At 64.8% G+C, this 15389-nt stretch carries 18 protein-coding genes; 6 read left to right on the forward strand and 12 right to left on the reverse strand.

Annotated elements, in window-relative coordinates; all coding sequences use genetic code 11:
- Positions 1 to 2: 2 nt before the first annotated feature.
- From F3J43_RS19810 to F3J43_RS19835, 6 genes are all read right to left on the reverse strand, one after another.
- On the reverse strand, positions 3 to 1490 hold the full coding sequence (locus tag F3J43_RS19810; RefSeq protein ID WP_166890727.1) for a YifB family Mg chelatase-like AAA ATPase: 1488 nt from the start codon (positions 1488 to 1490) through the stop codon (positions 3 to 5).
- Between the two features lie 104 nt (positions 1491 to 1594).
- Positions 1595 to 1969, reverse strand: a complete 375-nt coding sequence (locus F3J43_RS19815; RefSeq protein ID WP_166890730.1) for a DUF2493 domain-containing protein — start codon at positions 1967 to 1969, stop codon at positions 1595 to 1597.
- Between the two features lies 1 nt (position 1970).
- Complete coding sequence (gene mgtA, locus F3J43_RS19820; protein ID WP_166890733.1) at positions 1971 to 4682, reverse strand: magnesium-translocating P-type ATPase; 2712 nt, start codon at positions 4680 to 4682, stop codon at positions 1971 to 1973.
- Positions 4683 to 4993: 311 nt separating this feature from the next.
- The gene (locus F3J43_RS19825; protein WP_166890736.1) at positions 4994 to 5221 is read right to left on the reverse strand and encodes a hypothetical protein; all 228 of its coding nucleotides are present in this window, start codon (positions 5219 to 5221) and stop codon (positions 4994 to 4996) included.
- A 382-nt stretch (positions 5222 to 5603) separates the two neighbouring features.
- Entirely contained in the window at positions 5604 to 6032 is a 429-nt protein-coding gene (locus F3J43_RS19830) for a TOBE domain-containing protein (RefSeq protein WP_166890739.1), read from the reverse strand.
- A gap of 24 nt (positions 6033 to 6056) precedes the next feature.
- Positions 6057 to 6320: an accessory factor UbiK family protein gene (locus F3J43_RS19835; RefSeq protein WP_166890742.1), complete on the reverse strand. Its 264-nt coding sequence runs from the start codon at positions 6318 to 6320 to the stop codon at positions 6057 to 6059.
- A 406-nt stretch (positions 6321 to 6726) separates the two neighbouring features.
- Here F3J43_RS19835 and glnK point away from each other — a divergent pair, with 406 nt between their 5' ends.
- From glnK to sutA, 3 genes are all read left to right on the forward strand, one after another.
- Positions 6727 to 7065: a P-II family nitrogen regulator gene (gene glnK / locus F3J43_RS19840; protein WP_002555808.1), complete on the forward strand. Its 339-nt coding sequence runs from the start codon at positions 6727 to 6729 to the stop codon at positions 7063 to 7065.
- Positions 7066 to 7111: 46 nt separating this feature from the next.
- Complete coding sequence (locus tag F3J43_RS19845; RefSeq protein ID WP_166890745.1) at positions 7112 to 8443, forward strand: ammonium transporter; 1332 nt, start codon at positions 7112 to 7114, stop codon at positions 8441 to 8443.
- Positions 8444 to 8875: 432 nt separating this feature from the next.
- Complete coding sequence (gene sutA / locus F3J43_RS19850) at positions 8876 to 9205, forward strand: dormancy-specific transcriptional regulator SutA (RefSeq protein ID WP_134688994.1); 330 nt, start codon at positions 8876 to 8878, stop codon at positions 9203 to 9205.
- 105 nt (positions 9206 to 9310) lie between these two features.
- Here the strand turns inward: sutA and F3J43_RS19855 are convergent, their stop codons facing one another.
- From F3J43_RS19855 to lptM, 6 genes are read right to left on the reverse strand one after another with little or no spacing between them, the layout of a single operon-like run.
- Positions 9311 to 10006, reverse strand: a complete 696-nt coding sequence (locus F3J43_RS19855) for an HAD family hydrolase (protein WP_166890748.1) — start codon at positions 10004 to 10006, stop codon at positions 9311 to 9313.
- The gene (xerC, locus tag F3J43_RS19860) at positions 10003 to 10902 is read right to left on the reverse strand and encodes a tyrosine recombinase XerC (protein WP_166890752.1); all 900 of its coding nucleotides are present in this window, start codon (positions 10900 to 10902) and stop codon (positions 10003 to 10005) included. Before xerC ends, F3J43_RS19855 begins: the two co-directional genes overlap by 4 nt.
- A complete protein-coding gene (locus F3J43_RS19865) occupies positions 10902 to 11612 on the reverse strand; it encodes a DUF484 family protein (protein WP_166890755.1) in 711 nt (236 codons plus the stop codon). Before F3J43_RS19865 ends, xerC begins: the two co-directional genes overlap by 1 nt.
- A 13-nt stretch (positions 11613 to 11625) precedes the next feature.
- Positions 11626 to 12450 carry a diaminopimelate epimerase gene (gene dapF / locus F3J43_RS19870; protein ID WP_205297997.1) on the reverse strand — a complete coding sequence of 275 codons (825 nt, stop codon included), beginning with the start codon at positions 12448 to 12450 and terminating at the stop codon, positions 11626 to 11628.
- A 10-nt stretch (positions 12451 to 12460) separates the two neighbouring features.
- Positions 12461 to 13708: a diaminopimelate decarboxylase gene (lysA, locus tag F3J43_RS19875; RefSeq protein WP_166890761.1), complete on the reverse strand. Its 1248-nt coding sequence runs from the start codon at positions 13706 to 13708 to the stop codon at positions 12461 to 12463.
- Positions 13709 to 13717: 9 nt separating this feature from the next.
- Entirely contained in the window at positions 13718 to 13921 is a 204-nt protein-coding gene (lptM, locus tag F3J43_RS19880; RefSeq protein ID WP_166890764.1) for an LPS translocon maturation chaperone LptM, read from the reverse strand.
- 221 nt (positions 13922 to 14142) lie between these two features.
- Here lptM and cyaY point away from each other — a divergent pair, with 221 nt between their 5' ends.
- The 3 genes from cyaY (at position 14143) to rnk (ending at position 15262) form a co-directional block, all read left to right on the forward strand.
- Positions 14143 to 14475, forward strand: a complete 333-nt coding sequence (gene cyaY, locus F3J43_RS19885; RefSeq protein ID WP_166890768.1) for an iron donor protein CyaY — start codon at positions 14143 to 14145, stop codon at positions 14473 to 14475.
- A gap of 1 nt (position 14476) precedes the next feature.
- Positions 14477 to 14695, forward strand: a complete 219-nt coding sequence (locus F3J43_RS19890; protein ID WP_166890771.1) for a DUF1289 domain-containing protein — start codon at positions 14477 to 14479, stop codon at positions 14693 to 14695.
- Positions 14696 to 14851: 156 nt separating this feature from the next.
- Complete coding sequence (rnk, locus tag F3J43_RS19895) at positions 14852 to 15262, forward strand: nucleoside diphosphate kinase regulator (RefSeq protein WP_166891014.1); 411 nt, start codon at positions 14852 to 14854, stop codon at positions 15260 to 15262.
- Positions 15263 to 15389: the final 127 nt, after the last annotated feature.

The raw sequence follows: 15389 nt of genomic DNA on the forward strand, positions 1-15389 counted from the left end.
CATCAGCTGCCAGGCCGGTATTGCAGCGCTTCGGCCAGGTGAGCCCGGCCAATGGCCTCGCAGCCTTCCAGGTCGGCCAGGGTGCGGGCCACCTTCAACAAGCGATGCGCAGCGCGCAGCGACAGGTTCAGGCGTTCGCAGGCGCTTTCCAGCCAGGCCTGGTCGACGGCAGGCAGCGGACAATGGCGGCGCAACCCCTTGAGATCGAGAAAGGCATTGGCGCAGCCCTGGCGGCGCTGTTGCAGCTCCCGTACCTCGGCAACCCGGACTGCGACAGTGGCGCTGCTTTCACCGCTGGGTTGGCTGTTCAGCGCGGTGCTCTCGCGGGCTACGGTCAGGTGCAGGTCGATCCGGTCGAGCAGGGGGCCGGAGAGTTTGTTGCGGTAGCGCTGAATCTGTTCAGGGCTGCAGCGGCAACGGCCGCTGGGGTCGCCGAAGTAGCCGCAGGGGCAGGGGTTCATGGCTGCCACCAACTGAAAACGCGCCGGAAAGCGCACCCGGTCACGGGCCCGGGCGACGACGATCTCCCCAGACTCCAACGGCTCGCGCAATACCTCCAGCACGCGTCGTTCGAACTCCGGCAGCTCATCGAGAAACAGCACGCCATGGTGGGCCAGGGTGATCTCCCCGGGTTGCGGACGGCTGCCGCCGCCGACCAGTGCAGGGCCGGAGGCGGAGTGATGGGGGTGACGGAAGGGGCGTTGTGGCCAGCAGGTCAGTGGTGCCTGGCCACTGACCGAGCGGATCGCCGCGACTTCCAGTGCCTCCTGTTCATCCAGCGCTGGCAGCAGCCCGGGCAGGCGGCTGGCGAGCAGGGTCTTGCCGGTGCCAGGCGGCCCGGTGAACAACAGGTTGTGCGCGCCGGCCGCAGCGACCAGCAGGGCACGCTTGGCGGCGACCTGGCCCTGGACCTCGTTGAGGTCGGGGTAGGGGCGTTGTTCCAGCAGCAGGCCCTGGGCCGCGTAGGGCGCCAACGGCAACTGCCCGTTCAGGTGTGCCACCAGCTCCTGCAGATGCCCTACGGCATAGACCACCAGGCCACTGGCCAGGCTGGCTTCCTCGGCATTTTCCCGCGGCACCACCAGTGCCCGCCCGGCTTCTCGTGCGGCGAGCGCGGCAGGCAGCACGCCTTGCACGGGGCGTAAAGCGCCAGACAAGGCCAGCTCGCCGAGGCACTCGACAGCCTCGAGGACGGCCACCGGTACCTGGCCGTTGGCGGCGAGGATGCCCAGGGCGATGGCCAGGTCGTAGCGGCCGCCGTCCTTGGGCAGGTCAGCCGGGGCGAGGTTCTGGGTGATGCGCCGGGCTGGGTAGTCCAGACCGGAGTTGACGATGGCGCTGCGCACCCGGTCCTTGCTTTCCTTGACTGTGGCTTCCGGCAGGCCGACCAGGGTGAGGGCGGGCAGGCCGTTGGCCAGATGGGTCTCGACACTGACGGCTGGCGCCAGCACGCCGACTTGGGCGCGACTGTGGACAAGGGCGAGGGACATGGGCACTCCTTGCAGTCAGGGTACAGGCCGCTTCCTGCGGCCTGGGAGAGCTTAGTGGGGAGTTGGCGTCCGTTGCCGAAAAGAGTGCATCGTGGTTTTTCCGTTCAGCCGGGTGTGGGTCGATCCTCGCGTGGCCGGTGCACGCAGATCACCGGAATGTCCGCTCCGCGTGCCCGCGCCAGCAGTTCCTCGGTGTCGTCGCCGCCGGGCAGGGCGAGCACCGTGTCCGGCCTGCTGTCACGCAGCATGAAGACGTTGCGCAGGCGTTCGGCGAGCTTGCCGTGCAACTGCCAGTTGGGGGGATAGCGGACGATGTCGGCGCCGTGCTCGCGGGCCCAGCCCTCGATGTCGCCACCGAGGAACTGGCTGCCGCCATGGATCACCACCCGCACCGGTCGCTGGCGCTGGAGCTCGTCCAGCGCCAGGCGGCAGCGGCGGCTGTCGGCGTAGTTGCGGCCTGCGCAGATCAGCACGCGCATGTCAGAACCACTGGCCGAAGCGGCGGATGTACAGGGTCTTCATGGTCTGCGCGACCAGGCAGTAGCCGAGCAGGGTCGCGGCCAGCCATGGGAAGTATTCCCAGGGCAGCGGTACCAGGCCGACCATCGCCCCCAGTGGCGAGAACGGAATGTAGATGCCAATGCACATCACCAGGCCGGTCGCCAGGATCACCGGCAATGCCGCGGTGCTCTGGAAGAACGGCACCTTGCGGGTGCGCAGCATGTGCACCACCAAGGTCTGCGACAGCAGCCCCTCGATGAACCAGCCGGACTGGAACAGTGCCTGCATTTCCACGCTGTTGGCGGCGAACACGTACCACATCAGGGCGAAGGTGGTGATGTCGAAGATCGACGAGGTCGGCCCGATCCACAGCATGAAGCGTCCGATATTGCGTGCATCCCATTTGCGCGGCGCGCTGAGGAACTCCTTGTCCATGCGGTCCCATGGCAGCGACAGCTGGGAGAAGTCGTACAGCAGGTTCTGCAGCAGCAGGTGGATCGCCAGCATCGGCATGAACGGGATGAAGGCGCTGGCCACCAGCACCGAGAACACGTTGCCGAAGTTGGAGCTGGCGGTCATGCACAGGTACTTCATGATGTTGCCGAAGGTTTCGCGACCTTTGAGCACACCTTCCTCGAGCACCATCAGGCTCTTTTCCAGCAGGATGATGTCGGCCGACTCCTTGGCGATGTCGGTGCCGCTGTCCACCGAAATACCTACGTCGGCGTCACGCAGGGCCGGGGCGTCGTTGATGCCGTCGCCGAGGAAACCCACGGTGTGGCCATTGGCTTGCAGCGCCTTGAGCACCCGCGACTTCTGCAGCGGGGTGAGCTTGGCGAACACCGTGCGTTCTTCGACCAGCGCCTTGAGCTGGGCGTCGTCCAGGCGTTCGATGTCCTGGCCGAGCAGGGGCTGGCCGGGCTCCAGGCCGACCTCGCGGCAGACCTTGCAGGTGACTACCGGGTTGTCGCCGGTCAGTACCTTCACCCGCACGCCCATGTCGCGCAGGGCGGAAATGGCCGGGCCGGCAGTTTCCTTGGGTGGGTCGAGGAAGGTCAGGAAGCCGCGGATCACCAGATCGCGCTCGTCTTCGGTGTGGTACTGGGCCTTGCCCATGGCGCCAGGAATCTCACGGGTGCCGACCAGCAGCACACGGAAGCCGTCCTGGTTGTAGCCGTGGGCGGTGGCCAGCAGTTGCTGGCGCTGGGCCTCATCGAGCACGACGCGCTGGCCGCCTTCCTCGACATGGGTGGCGATGGCCAGCATCTCCTCGACGGCGCCCTTGCTCACCAGCAGGTGGTCGCCCAGGGCATCCTTGACGATGACCGACAGGCGCCGACGGATGAAGTCGAAGGGCAGCTCGTCGACCTTGGCGTAGGCGTACGGTGGCTGGAAGCTGCCGTTCTCGCCGGCGAAGCGCAGCACGGCCTGGTCCATCAGGTTTTTCACGCCGCTCTGGTGGTGGCTGTTGAGCCAGGCCAGTTCGAGCAGGCGCGGATCGGTGCGGCCGGCCAGGTCGACATGATGCTCGAGGATGATCCGGTCCTGGGTCAGGGTGCCGGTCTTGTCGGTGCACAGCACGTCCATCGAGCCGAAGTTCTGGATGGCGTTGAGGCGCTTGACCACCACTTTGCGCCGGGCCATGGCCACGGCGCCCTTGGCCAGGTTGGCGCTGACGATCATCGGCAGCATTTCCGGGGTCAGGCCCACGGCCACGGCGAGGGCGAACAGGAGAGCGTCGCTCCAGTCGCCCTTGACCACGCCGTTGAGCACGAACACCACCGGCACCATTACCAGCATGAAGCGGATCAGCAGGCTGCTGACGCTGTTCACCCCGCGGTCGAAGGCGGTCTGGCTACGCGAGCCGGCGATGGCCTTGGCCAGGGAACCGAAGTAGGTGCGCTTGCCGGTGGCCACCACCACGGCACGGGCGCGCCCGCTGACCACGTTGGTGCCCATGAAGCCGATATTGGGCAGGTCGAGCAGGCTGCTTTCGCCACCGGCGCTGTCATCGGCGGACTTTTGTGCGACATGGCCCAGGGTGTCGTATTTCTCCACTGGCAGCGCCTCGCCGGTCAGCACGGCCTGGCTGATGAACAGGTCGCGGGACTCGATCAGGCGGATGTCGGCGGGAATCATGTCGCCTGCGGCCAGTTGCACGATATCGCCGGCCACCAGCTCGTTCATCGGCACTTCACGCAGGGTCGGCGCCTGGTCGTGGCGTTCGCGGCGCAGCACGGTGGCGGTGGTGCGAACCATCGCCTTGAGCGCCTCGGCGGCCTTGCCCGAGCGGTATTCCTGCCAGAAGCGCAGCAGGCCGCTGACGCTGACCATGGTCATGATGATGATGACCTTGGTCAGGTCGGCGTCTTCCACCTCGCCTGCGCGCAGCGGCAGCCAGTAGTCGGTGACGAAACTGATCCCGGCCAGGGTCAGCAGGATGTAGATGAAGGGGTTGTGCAGCGCCTTGAGCAGTTGCACCAGGGCAGGTTCAGGTTTGTCGTGGGCGACCTCGTTGGCGCCGTCGCGCTGCAGGCGCTTGGCGGCTTCATGCTCGGTGAGGCCGAACTCGCTGGCGTCGAGGTTGGCGAAGGTCACGGCCAGGCCGTTGCGTGCCTCGCGGGCGGCACGAGTGGACAGGCGGGCGTCTTCGTTGGCGTTCGTCGTGGTGTTGCGGTCTTTTACGGTCATTTGGCTGTGCTCCTGCCGCGGGAGGCGGCACGAGACACAGTCGACTCACTGCTGGGCGGGTGAGTGAACGGGTCTCGGGCCGCGATCATTCGATCGGTGTAAAACCTTGTTTTTCCGACGGTTACAAGTTCGCTGGCGCATGCCGGAGTTCAGAGCGGCAGCGAACTTTCTACTGGCTGATTCCATGGTCTTGTCATTCCTCGAATAAACGTTTGGCAATAAGAAACCGGCGAACTGATAAATATGAAAAGTTCGTGAAAGTTTGACGTTATTTAACGCGTCAATTCAGTTGCGAGTGAGGGACGTACCGGTCACGCAAGACTCAGGCCGGTACGCCATCGACTGGGTGGTTTCTGGTTGTCGGCGTAGCGCCAGTGCAGGCGCAAAGGGGCATTGGCGGCTGCCGGCAGCCAGAAGGCGCACAGCCGCCGCCCCTGTGGGGCAGAAGGGGAAAGAGGCGCAACGGCCTCGGGCACACGGACATGCGGCCCCATGGGGAGGGCGCGCAGGCGATGGCAAATGCGGGTGATGAGGTTCATGAGCTTGCCTCCGACCGGGCGGGCACCCGGGGCGGCAAGCTACGGCGGAGCATCAGGCTCTGGCGCGGCTTGCCCGACCTGGGAGGCGGGCCCGGAGTTCCGGTTCAAGTGCCTGGCGGCAGCACGAGGCGGCAGCCAGGCAGCGACTAGATACTGTGTCCATTGAATTCTTCGTGAGTTGAAATAAAGGCCCGCTTTTCGGGGCGGGTGAACTTTATTCAAAGCATAGCGGGCAAGTCAACCGGGAAGGTGAAACTTAAATAAGTTTCATCTGGCTGAAGGTCGTAAATATGCGTAGGAAAATTCTAACAAGGCAACGGGGTGGCGCTGGTTTCCGGCACACCTGCTCCAGGCGGGCAAGTGTGCCGACAACCGGATCAGCTCATGGCTTGGCGCCCAGGATGATATGCGAGGCCTTGATCAGCGCGGTGGCCTTCGCGCCAGGCTTGAGACCGAGCTCCTGCACGGCTTCGCGAGTGACGATGGCATAGACCTCGGTGCCGCCGGACAGCTTCAGCACCACCTCGGCATTCACCGCGCCGTCGCCGACCCGTACCACTTCGCCTTCCAGGCTGTTGCGTGCCGACAGGCGGTAGCCGGCCGCATCGGTCATCAGGACCACCCAGGGGGCCTTGACCAGTGCCACGGCCTGCTTGCCGACATTGATGTTGAGGTTGTGCAGGCTGGCCATGGTGACCACCGCGATCAGCTTCTCGCCACCCCCCAAGGTCAGTTCGACCTCGGCATTCACCGCGCCAGGCTGGACGGCACTGACGGTCCCTTCGAAGACATTACGGGCACTGACTTTCATGGCAAACACTCCGTGTATCGATTGTTATTCTGCGGCTGGCGGCGCCATCCGGGCTTCCAGCTCGGCGACCTGTTTTTCCAGTGCTTCGAGGCGAGCGCGGGTGCGGGCCAGCACCACCATCTGGCTGTCGAACTCCTCGCGGCTGACCAGGTCGAGCTTGCTGAAGGCGCCCTGCATCAGCACCTTGAATTGGCTCTCGAGCTCGGCGCGTGGCTGTGCGGTGTCGCCGCTGAACAGGCGCGAGGCCTGGTCGCTCAGGGCATCGAGAAAGGCTTTGGGGGCGAGCATGTCTGGCTATCCGCTGATTCAGTGAAAGGCCAGGAGTGTAGCACGCCGCCTGGTCCCGCCCGCGCTGCACGCTTTTCGCGCAGGGCGGCCAAAGGTCGCGCACCGAAGTTGTGCGGCTTTTTCGTGCCGGTCATGAGCCAATCCCCACCGTTTTTGCGTAAGTCGCTGTTTTGGGAGGTTTTGTCTGAGCTGGCAAGGTTTCTGCAAAGACCCTGATGAGCCATGCACTGATGCGAGCCGTCGTGACCAGGCAGTGCCAGGCCCTCTGTCAGGTGTTCGTCATCACCGTGATGCGTTTCAGCGGGGAGGATGGCGCCGACGATGCGTTACAAAGCCAGGCGCTGCGCTTAGACTTGAGACGGGTTTGTTTTCCTGGGGCAAGTCCATCGAATCGGGAGAGAGTTTCATGAAGCTAGTCACTGCCATCATCAAGCCGTTCAAGCTGGACGACGTGCGCGAGTCGCTGTCGGAAATCGGCGTGCAGGGCATCACCGTCACCGAGGTCAAAGGCTTCGGTCGGCAGAAAGGTCACACCGAGCTGTACCGCGGCGCTGAATACGTGGTCGATTTCCTGCCCAAGGTGAAGATCGATGTTGCCATCGACGACAAGGACCTGGACCGTGTGATCGAGGCCATCACCAAGGCAGCCAACACCGGCAAGATCGGTGACGGCAAGATCTTCGTGGTCAATCTGGAGCAGGCGATCCGCATTCGTACCGGCGAAACCGATACCGACGCGATCTAAGTAGCAAAAAAGCCTCACCAAACCCAACGCCCCAGGAGAAAACAACATGACTCTGCGCAAGATCGCAGGGCTAGGAGCCCTATTGCCCCTCGTAATGCCAGGGCTGGCCCTGGCCGAGGACGCCGCCCCGGCGCTGAACTCCGGTGACACCGCCTGGATGCTCACCGCCACGGCGCTGGTGCTGTTCATGACCATTCCGGGTCTGGCGCTGTTCTACGGCGGCATGGTGCGCTCGAAGAACGTGCTTTCGGTGATGATGCAGTGCTTTGCCATCACCGGCCTGATGAGCATTCTGTGGGTCGTCTATGGCTACAGCCTGGCCTTCGATACCAGTGGTATGGAAAAAGGCGTGCTCAATTTCCACTCATTCATCGGCGGTTTCTCCAAGGCCTTCCTCAGCGGCGTCACGCCATCGAACCTGACCTCGGCCACCGCGCTGTTCCCCGAAGCCGTTTTCATCACCTTCCAGATGACGTTCGCCATCATCACCCCGGCGCTGATCGTCGGTGCCTTCGCCGAACGCATGAAGTTCTCGGCCATGCTGATCTTCATGACCGTGTGGTTCACCCTGGTCTACGCGCCGATCGCGCACATGGTCTGGAGCGGCGACGGTGCGCTGATGTGGGACTGGGGCGTGCTGGACTTCGCCGGTGGCACCGTGGTGCACATCAATGCCGGTATCGCCGGCCTGGTCTGCTGCCTGGTGCTGGGCAAGCGCAAGGGCTATCCGACCACGCCAATGGCACCGCACAACCTGGGGTACACCTTGATGGGCGCGGCGATGCTGTGGATCGGCTGGTTCGGTTTCAACGCCGGCTCCGCCGCCGCGGCCAATGGTACTGCCGGCATGGCCATGCTGGTGACCCAGATCGCCACCGCCGCTGCGGCCCTGAGCTGGATGTTCGCCGAGTGGCTCGGTCACGGCAAACCGAGCGCGCTGGGCATCGCCTCGGGCGTGGTCGCCGGTCTGGTCGCCATCACCCCGGCCGCCGGTACCGTCGGCCCGATGGGGGCCTTGGTGATTGGCCTGGCGTCGGGTGTGATCTGCTACTTCTGCGCTACCAGCCTCAAGCGCAAGATGGGCTATGACGACTCCCTCGACGCCTTTGGCGTGCATGGTATCGGTGGCATCGTCGGGGCCCTGCTCACCGGGGTGTTCGCGGCCCCGGCCCTGGGTGGCTTTGGCGCCGTCACCGATATCGCCGCGCAGTTCTGGGTCCAGGCCAAGGGCGTGATCTTCACCGTGGTCTACACCGCCGTGGTGACTTACGTGATCCTCAAGGTGCTGGACCTGGTGATGGGCCTGAGGGTCAGCGAAGAGGAAGAGTCGGTCGGTCTCGACCTGGCTCAGCACAATGAGCGTGGCTACAACCTGTAAGCCGCGACGCTGGAAAACTTGCCCGGTTCGCCGGGCATTTTTTTGCCTGTAGTTTGCTGTTTCGCGTCGGGCAAACGGTTTGTCTGTCCTGTTCGCGACCCGGGTCGAAAACTTACAGGGCCTCGGGCGTTTCTGGTGCTTTGCTTTTTCCGCGAGCGCGCTAGAATGCGCGCCGAAGGGTGAAGGACGAGTAGTCCACACACTTCGCCGCCCTTTGCTAGGCTTGCAATAGCCTGTGGCCAGCAAGGGTCAAACACGATTTCGTCAGGCCTTGCCAGGAGCAGGGCCTGTAGGGTGCCGGGCCCTCCATGAGGGGGCGGACACCCAGGGCAGTGGCCAACCCACGGCCAGTTGAATTTTCACTGGTGACTGCCGGTCTACGGCTGCACCGGTCTATAACTAACCTGCTTTTCGCAAGTCATGAGGTAGAACATGAGCGACGACGATCTGGAAAATGATGACCTCGAAGTAGGCGACGAAGACGAGGGTGATGAAGGCCTCGAAGCGGCGGCTGACGACGGCGCGGAAGACTCCGGCGACGACGACAGCAGCCCCGCTCCGGCGGCCAAGGGCAAATCCAAGGCGGCGGTCTCGGTAGACGAGATGCCGAGCATGGAAGCCAAGCAGAAAGAGCGCGACGCGCTGGCCAAGGCGATGGAAGAGTTCCTTTCGCGCGGCGGCAAGGTGCAGGAAGTGGAGGCCAACGTGGTCGCCGATCCGCCCAAGAAGCCGGACAACAAGTACGGCAGCCGCCCTATCTGAGTGGCTGAATGCAAAAGAGCCCGCCGTCGCTGCGGGCTTTTTTGTGCCTGTCGCCTAGGCCAGGTTTACCTGCCCCCTGTAGGAGCGGCTCTCATCGTCAATGTGTCAGCGCAAACGCGCGAGTACGTCGGGCAACTGCGATAGGCGCTGGATCTCGGCATCCGGCGCCTGCTCACCGGCCCAGGGCTTGCCTTGCGGGTTGAACCACACGGCGCGCAGGCCTGCACGCTGGGCGCCGGCAATATCGTCGCGTGGATGGTCGCCGATATGCACGGCCGTCCCGGCCTCCACGTCTGCGCGCTTCAGCGCTTCGAGGAAGGGTGCCGGATCGGGCTTGCCGATCCCCAGGTCCTCGGCGCACAAGGCGAAGCGGAAATAATCCGCCAGGCCCAGCCGACGCACGTCGGCGTTGCCGTTGGTGACCACACCCAGGATGTAGTGGTGGCGCAGGATTTCCAGCACCGGCTGCACCTCGGGGAACACGTCCACCTGGTGGCGCGCATGCAGGAAGACCTCGAAGCCTTCGTTGGCCAGTTCCTGAGCCCGCTGCTCGTTGTAGCCCACCTGCTCCAGGGCATGGAACAGCACCCGCCGACGCAGGGCACTGATGCGATGCTTGAGGCCCGGCTCGGCCTGCACCAGGCGCTCGCGGATGGCGAACAGGTGTTCGACCGACACTGCGCCCAGCGCCGGGGCATTGGCGGCCAGCCAGTCGCGCAGGACGCTCTCTGCACTGGCGATCACCGGCGCGGTGTCCCACAAGGTGTCGTCCAGGTCGAAGGTGATCAGCTTGATGCTCATGAGTCTGTGCCTTTGCTGCGTTTGGCCCGGGGATGGGCGCTGTCGTACACCGCGGCCAGGTGCTGGAAGTCCAGGTGGGTGTAGATCTGCGTGGTGCTGATGTCGGCATGCCCCAGCATTTCCTGGACCGCGCGCAGGTCCTGGGACGACTCCAGCAGGTGGCTGGCGAAGGAGTGGCGAAGCATGTGTGGGTGCAGGTGCTGGCCGAGCTCGCGCTCGCCGGCAGCCTTGACCCGCAGCTGGATGGCCCGGTTACCCAGGCGGTTGCCCTGGCGGCTGAGGAACACGGCGTTGTCTCGTGGGCCGGCGATGCCGCGCAGCTTCAACCATGCCTGCAGGGCTTCGCGAGCCTTGCGCCCGACCGGCAACACACGGCTCTTGCCGCCCTTGCCGTGCACCTGGACCAGCCCGGCGGCCAGGTCCAGGTGCTCAAGGTCGAGGCCGGTCAGCTCCGACAGGCGCAGGCCCGAGGAGTAGAAGAGCTCGAGGATCGCCTGGTCGCGGCGGGCGATGAAGTCGTCATCGACACCGCCGTCGAGCAGTTGCAGGGCCCGGTCGGTGTCCAGGGCCTTGGGCAGGCGTCGCTCGCCCTTGGGGGGCGCCAGGCCATTGGCCGGGTCGTGCTGGCACAGACCCTCGCGGTTGAGGTAGCGGTACAGGCCGCGCACCGCCGACAGCAGGCGCGCCAGGCTGCGCGAGGACTGGCCATGGTGGTGCTGGCGCGCGACCAACTGGCGCAATTGCTGGACCTGCAGCGCCTCCCAGCCGGCGATACCCTGGCCGTTACAGAATTCGATGACCTTGGCGAGGTCACGGCGATAGGCCAGCAGGGTGTGCTCCGATACCTGGCGCTCGTTGCGCAGGTGCGCGCAATAAGCCTCCAGCTGGCGCTCCATCAGCGTACCGGGCGCAGGGTCTGGGTGAAGCGTGGGACCACGCGCCCGAGTACTTCGGCGATGTAGCTGAGGAACAAAGTGCCGACGCTGCTCTTGTAGTGCTGCGGGTCGCGGCTGCCAATCGCCAGCACGCCATGCAGCCCCTGGTGTTCCAGGGTGGCGATGGCGCTGGAGCCGACTTCCTTGTGCTCCTGGTCGCCGAACAGGAAGGCCAGTTCGTGCTCGCGCAGGCTGCCGCTGATGGTCTTGCCGCCACCGATCAGCCCACCGATGGCTTGCTGGGCCTCGGCGCCGGATACCCAGCGCCCGACTGGCGCGGCGTTCTCGCCGAACAGGATCAGGCTGACGAAGGGCACCTGGAACTCCTGGCGAAGGCTGTCTTCGACAGCGATTACCACGTCCTCCAGGCTGCCGGCATCGAGCAGGTCGAGGATCAGCCGACGGGTCTTGTCGAATAGCCGGTCGTTGTCGCGGGCAACATCCATCAGTTGCGACAGGCGATGGCGCATCTCGATGTTGCGTTCGCGCAGCAGGGTGAGCTGGCGCTCGACCAGCGACACGCTGTCGCCGCGCTGGTGAGGGATGCGCTGCTCGATGAGCAATTCGTCGTGCTCGGCGAAGAAGGTCGGATGGGCGCGCAGGTAGGCGACCACCGCTTCGGCGTCGAGCGCAGTGGCTTGCTGGGGTACTACGTTCGGCTGATCGGTCATGGCGGATACTCGCTTAGAGACGAACCTGTCCTTCGAAGACGCGTACGGCAGGGCCGGTCATCAACACCGGCTTTCCGGGGCCGGCCCACTCGATGCTCAGGCGGCCACCCGGCAGGTCGATGCTGACCGGGGAGTCCATCCAACCCTGGGCGATGGCGGCCACGGCCGCGGCACAGGCGCCGGTGCCGCAGGCCTGGGTCTCGCCTGCGCCACGCTCCCATACCCGCAGGTTGGCGCGGTGGCGGTCGATCACCTGGATGAACCCGGCGTTGACCCGCTGCGGGAAGCGCGGGTGGTGCTCGATCTTCGGTCCCAGTTCATGGACCGGGGCACTGCGCACGTCGTCGACGCGCAGCACCGAGTGTGGGTTGCCCATGGACACTGCGGCGATCTGGTGCACCTGGCCGTCGACTTCCAGCGGGTAGCTCAGCGCCTGCTGGTCGGCGACGAAGGGGATCTCGGCCGGGGCGAAACGCGGAGGGCCCATATCGACGCAGATCTGGCCGTCGTTGCGCACATCGAGCTCGATGATGCCGCCCTTGGTCTCGACACGGATGCGTTTTTTCGCGGTCAGGCGCTTGTCCAGCACGAAGCGGGCGAAGCAACGCGCGCCGTTGCCGCATTGCTCGACCTCGGAGCCGTCGGCATTGAAGATCCGGTAGCGGAAGTCCACGTCCGGGTTGCTTGGCGCCTCGACGATCAGCAGTTGGTCGAAGCCGATGCCGGTATTGCGGTCACCCCATTGCTTGGCGTGCTTGGGTTGGATATGCGCGTGCTGGCTGACCAGGTCGAGGACCATGAAGTCGTTGCCCAGCCCGTGCATCTTGGTAAAGCGCAGCAGCATGGGCTTACTCCGGCAGCAGGCTTTCGCCGGCGAACAGTTCGGCGATGGTCTCGCGACGACGCACTTCGAAGGCCTGGTCGCCATCGACCAGCACTTCGGCGCTGCGGCCACGGGTGTTGTAGTTGGAGCTCATGACGAAACCATAGGCGCCTGCGGAGCGCACGGCCAGCAGGTCACCCTCGGCGAGCGCGAGCACGCGGTCCTTGGCGAGGAAGTCGCCGGTTTCGCAGATCGGCCCGACCAGGTCGTAGGCACGGCCTTCGCCTTGGCGCGGCGTGACCGCACTGACATCCATCCAGGCCTGGTACAGCGCAGGGCGGATCAGGTCGTTCATCGCCGCATCGACAATGGCGAAGTCCTTGTGTTCGGTGTGCTTGAGGTACTCGACGCGGGTCAGCAGGACGCCGGCGTTGGCCACGATGTAGCGGCCAGGTTCGAACACCAGGGCCAGGTCGCGGCTGCCGACACGTGCGCGGACGGCGTCGATGTAGTCGGCCAGTGCAGGTGGCTGTTCGTCGCGGTAGCGCACGCCGACACCGCCGCCGAGGTCGAGGTGGTGCAGATGGATGCCGCACTCGGCCAGGCGGTCGACCAGCACCAGCAGGCGGTCGAGGGCATCGAGGAAAGGTTCGACGCAGGTCAGCTGCGAGCCGATGTGGCAGTCGACGCCGATCACATCCAGGTTCGGCAACTGCGCGGCACGCACGTAGATGGCCTCGGCGTCGGCGATGGCGATGCCGAACTTGTTCTCCTTGAGCCCTGTGGAGATGTACGGGTGGGTGCCGGCGTCGACGTCCGGATTGACCCGCAACGAGACCGGCGCCACCTTGCCCATTTCGGCAGCGACAACCTGCAGGCGCTCGAGCTCTTCGGTGGACTCGACGTTGAAGCAGTGCACACCGACTTCCAGGGCCCGGCGCATGTCTTCGCGGGTCTTGCCGACGCCGGAGAACACTACGCGATCGGCACGTCCGCCGGCGGCCAGGACACGTTCCAGCTCACCACCGGAAACGATGTCGAAACCGGCGCCCAGACGGGCCAGCAGGTTGAGCACGCCGAGGTTGGAGTTGGCTTTTACCGCGAAGCAGACCAGATGCTCGACGCCCTGCAGGGCGTCGGTGTAGCTGCGGTACTGGGCCTCGATATGGGCGCGCGAGTACACATAGGTGGGCGTGCCGAAGCGTTCGGCGAGCGCCGACAGGGCCACCCCTTCCGCGAACAGCTCGCCGTCGCGGTAGTTGAATGCGTCCATTGGATTTCCTTACTGCACGGGCGTCTGCTCAGGCTGCTCTTCAAGCTCCTGTTGCTGCATGACCGGCTTGGCAGCCTGGTGCTGGTGCGACTTGCGCGGCCCTTTGCCGTCCTTGCCGTCTTCCGGCAGGTACAGAGGGCCTTTCTGGCCACAGGCGGAAACGAGGCAGGCAACCGCGACCAGTGCCGCGAGGGAGGAAATCAGGCGCTTCATGGGTGAAATCCTTGGAAATATGCAGTATTGCGGCCGAGTATACCGAGCGACCACCTGATTGCCTATGCAAGGGTCGGCCCGCCTGGCGGGCTATGCTTGCGGGGCGGTGGCGACCTCGGCGCGGGGCGAGTCCGTTCCCGGCGCTACCCTTTGCTTTCCCGGCCCGGCGCCCGTATCGTGCCCGGCTTGCGTGTATGCAGCCATTTTTCGAGGTCCCTGCAATGAGTTTGAGCGAAGCGCGTTTCCACGATCTGGTCGACGCGACCCAACAGGCCCTGGAAGACCTGTTCGACGAGAGCGATCTGGACCTGGACATGGAGAACTCCGCCGGTGTCCTGACCATCAAGTTCGACAACGGCAGCCAGCTGATCTTCAGTCGCCAGGAGCCGCTGCGCCAGCTGTGGCTGGCCGACAAGTCCGGTGGCTTCCACTTCGACTACGACGAAGAGAGCGGCAAGTGGGTCTGCGAGAAGAGCGAGGAACTGCTTGGCGAGATGCTCGAACGCATCGTCTGGGAGCGGGCGGGCGAAAAGCTGGACTTCGACGAGATCTGAGATGAGCAACCCGCCTCGGCCAGCCAAGCCGCTCTACAGCAACGTCAGCCCCGCTGTGCCGTCACCTTGTATCAATGTGTGTCGGCTGGATGAGCACAAGGTATGCACCGGCTGCCACCGCCACGTCGAGCATATCCGCGAGTGGCGCGCGGCCGACGACGAGCGCCGCCGGCAGATCTGCCGCGAGGCCGAGGCCCGCGGAGCGCGGGGACAGGCATGACCCTGTTGACCGTGCGGGCTTGAGTATTTGCCCGGCTGTGGTAGTGTCAGGTTCTGCGTCGGTGACGCCACAGCATTCACAAACCCCGCCCTTGGGCGGGGTTTTGCTTTATCTGCCTGATAGAAAACCGCCCGTTCAAAGGAGTCTGACTGGATCATGAGCACCAAGCCTTCCCTCACCCTCACCCGATTGGACGTGCAGCGTCTCGAGCGCCTGATCGACAGCCTCGACGAAAGCACGCCGGGTGTGCTCGCCCTGCAGGACGAGCTTGACCGCGCCGAGCAGGTGGTCGGTCACGAGGATGTGCCAGCGGGCGTGGTGACCATGAACTCGCGGGTGCATTGCCGCGAGATCGCCAGCGGCAAGGATTACCACCTGACCCTGGTATACCCGAAGGATGCAGGGCCAGAGGGCAATGTCTCGATCCTCGCGCCGATCGGCTGCGCGCTGCTCGGCCTGTCGGTGGGCGACCAGATCGACTGGCCGGCCCCGGGCGGCAAGACCCTCAAGCTCGAGCTGCTGGCGGTCGAATACCAGCCGGAAGCGGCGGGCGACTTCGATCTTTGAGGCATGGATGCAGTTGTCGACCAGGTTGCTGCGCAGCGCCCAGTCGGTATTGATGATCCGGAAGTGCTGGATGTAGCTGTCCATGTCCTTCGACTCGAACCATTCATCGATTTTGTCGCTGAAGTCG

This window comes from Pantoea sp. Cy-639, assembly GCF_011752525.1.
Lineage (GTDB): Bacteria > Pseudomonadota > Gammaproteobacteria > Pseudomonadales > Pseudomonadaceae > Aquipseudomonas.

Excerpts from the sequence above, each read along its gene's own strand:
- F3J43_RS19810 (WP_166890727.1), bottom strand. The coding sequence starts at position 1,490 with ATGTCCCTCGCCCTTGTCCACAGTCGCGCCCAAGTCGGCGTGCTGGCG.
- F3J43_RS19815 (WP_166890730.1), bottom strand. The coding sequence starts at position 1,969 with ATGCGCGTGCTGATCTGCGCAGGCCGCAACTACGCCGACAGCCGCCGC.
- mgtA (WP_166890733.1), bottom strand. The coding sequence starts at position 4,682 with ATGACCGTAAAAGACCGCAACACCACGACGAACGCCAACGAAGACGCC.
- F3J43_RS19825 (WP_166890736.1), bottom strand. The coding sequence starts at position 5,221 with ATGAACCTCATCACCCGCATTTGCCATCGCCTGCGCGCCCTCCCCATG.
- F3J43_RS19830 (WP_166890739.1), bottom strand. The coding sequence starts at position 6,032 with ATGAAAGTCAGTGCCCGTAATGTCTTCGAAGGGACCGTCAGTGCCGTC.
- F3J43_RS19835 (WP_166890742.1), bottom strand. The coding sequence starts at position 6,320 with ATGCTCGCCCCCAAAGCCTTTCTCGATGCCCTGAGCGACCAGGCCTCG.
- glnK (WP_002555808.1), top strand. The coding sequence starts at position 6,727 with ATGAAGCTAGTCACTGCCATCATCAAGCCGTTCAAGCTGGACGACGTG.
- F3J43_RS19845 (WP_166890745.1), top strand. The coding sequence starts at position 7,112 with ATGACTCTGCGCAAGATCGCAGGGCTAGGAGCCCTATTGCCCCTCGTA.
- sutA (WP_134688994.1), top strand. The coding sequence starts at position 8,876 with ATGAGCGACGACGATCTGGAAAATGATGACCTCGAAGTAGGCGACGAA.
- F3J43_RS19855 (WP_166890748.1), bottom strand. The coding sequence starts at position 10,006 with ATGAGCATCAAGCTGATCACCTTCGACCTGGACGACACCTTGTGGGAC.
- xerC (WP_166890752.1), bottom strand. The coding sequence starts at position 10,902 with ATGGAGCGCCAGCTGGAGGCTTATTGCGCGCACCTGCGCAACGAGCGC.
- F3J43_RS19865 (WP_166890755.1), bottom strand. The coding sequence starts at position 11,612 with ATGACCGATCAGCCGAACGTAGTACCCCAGCAAGCCACTGCGCTCGAC.
- lysA (WP_166890761.1), bottom strand. The coding sequence starts at position 13,708 with ATGGACGCATTCAACTACCGCGACGGCGAGCTGTTCGCGGAAGGGGTG.
- lptM (WP_166890764.1), bottom strand. The coding sequence starts at position 13,921 with ATGAAGCGCCTGATTTCCTCCCTCGCGGCACTGGTCGCGGTTGCCTGC.
- cyaY (WP_166890768.1), top strand. The coding sequence starts at position 14,143 with ATGAGTTTGAGCGAAGCGCGTTTCCACGATCTGGTCGACGCGACCCAA.
- F3J43_RS19890 (WP_166890771.1), top strand. The coding sequence starts at position 14,477 with ATGAGCAACCCGCCTCGGCCAGCCAAGCCGCTCTACAGCAACGTCAGC.
- rnk (WP_166891014.1), top strand. The coding sequence starts at position 14,852 with ATGAGCACCAAGCCTTCCCTCACCCTCACCCGATTGGACGTGCAGCGT.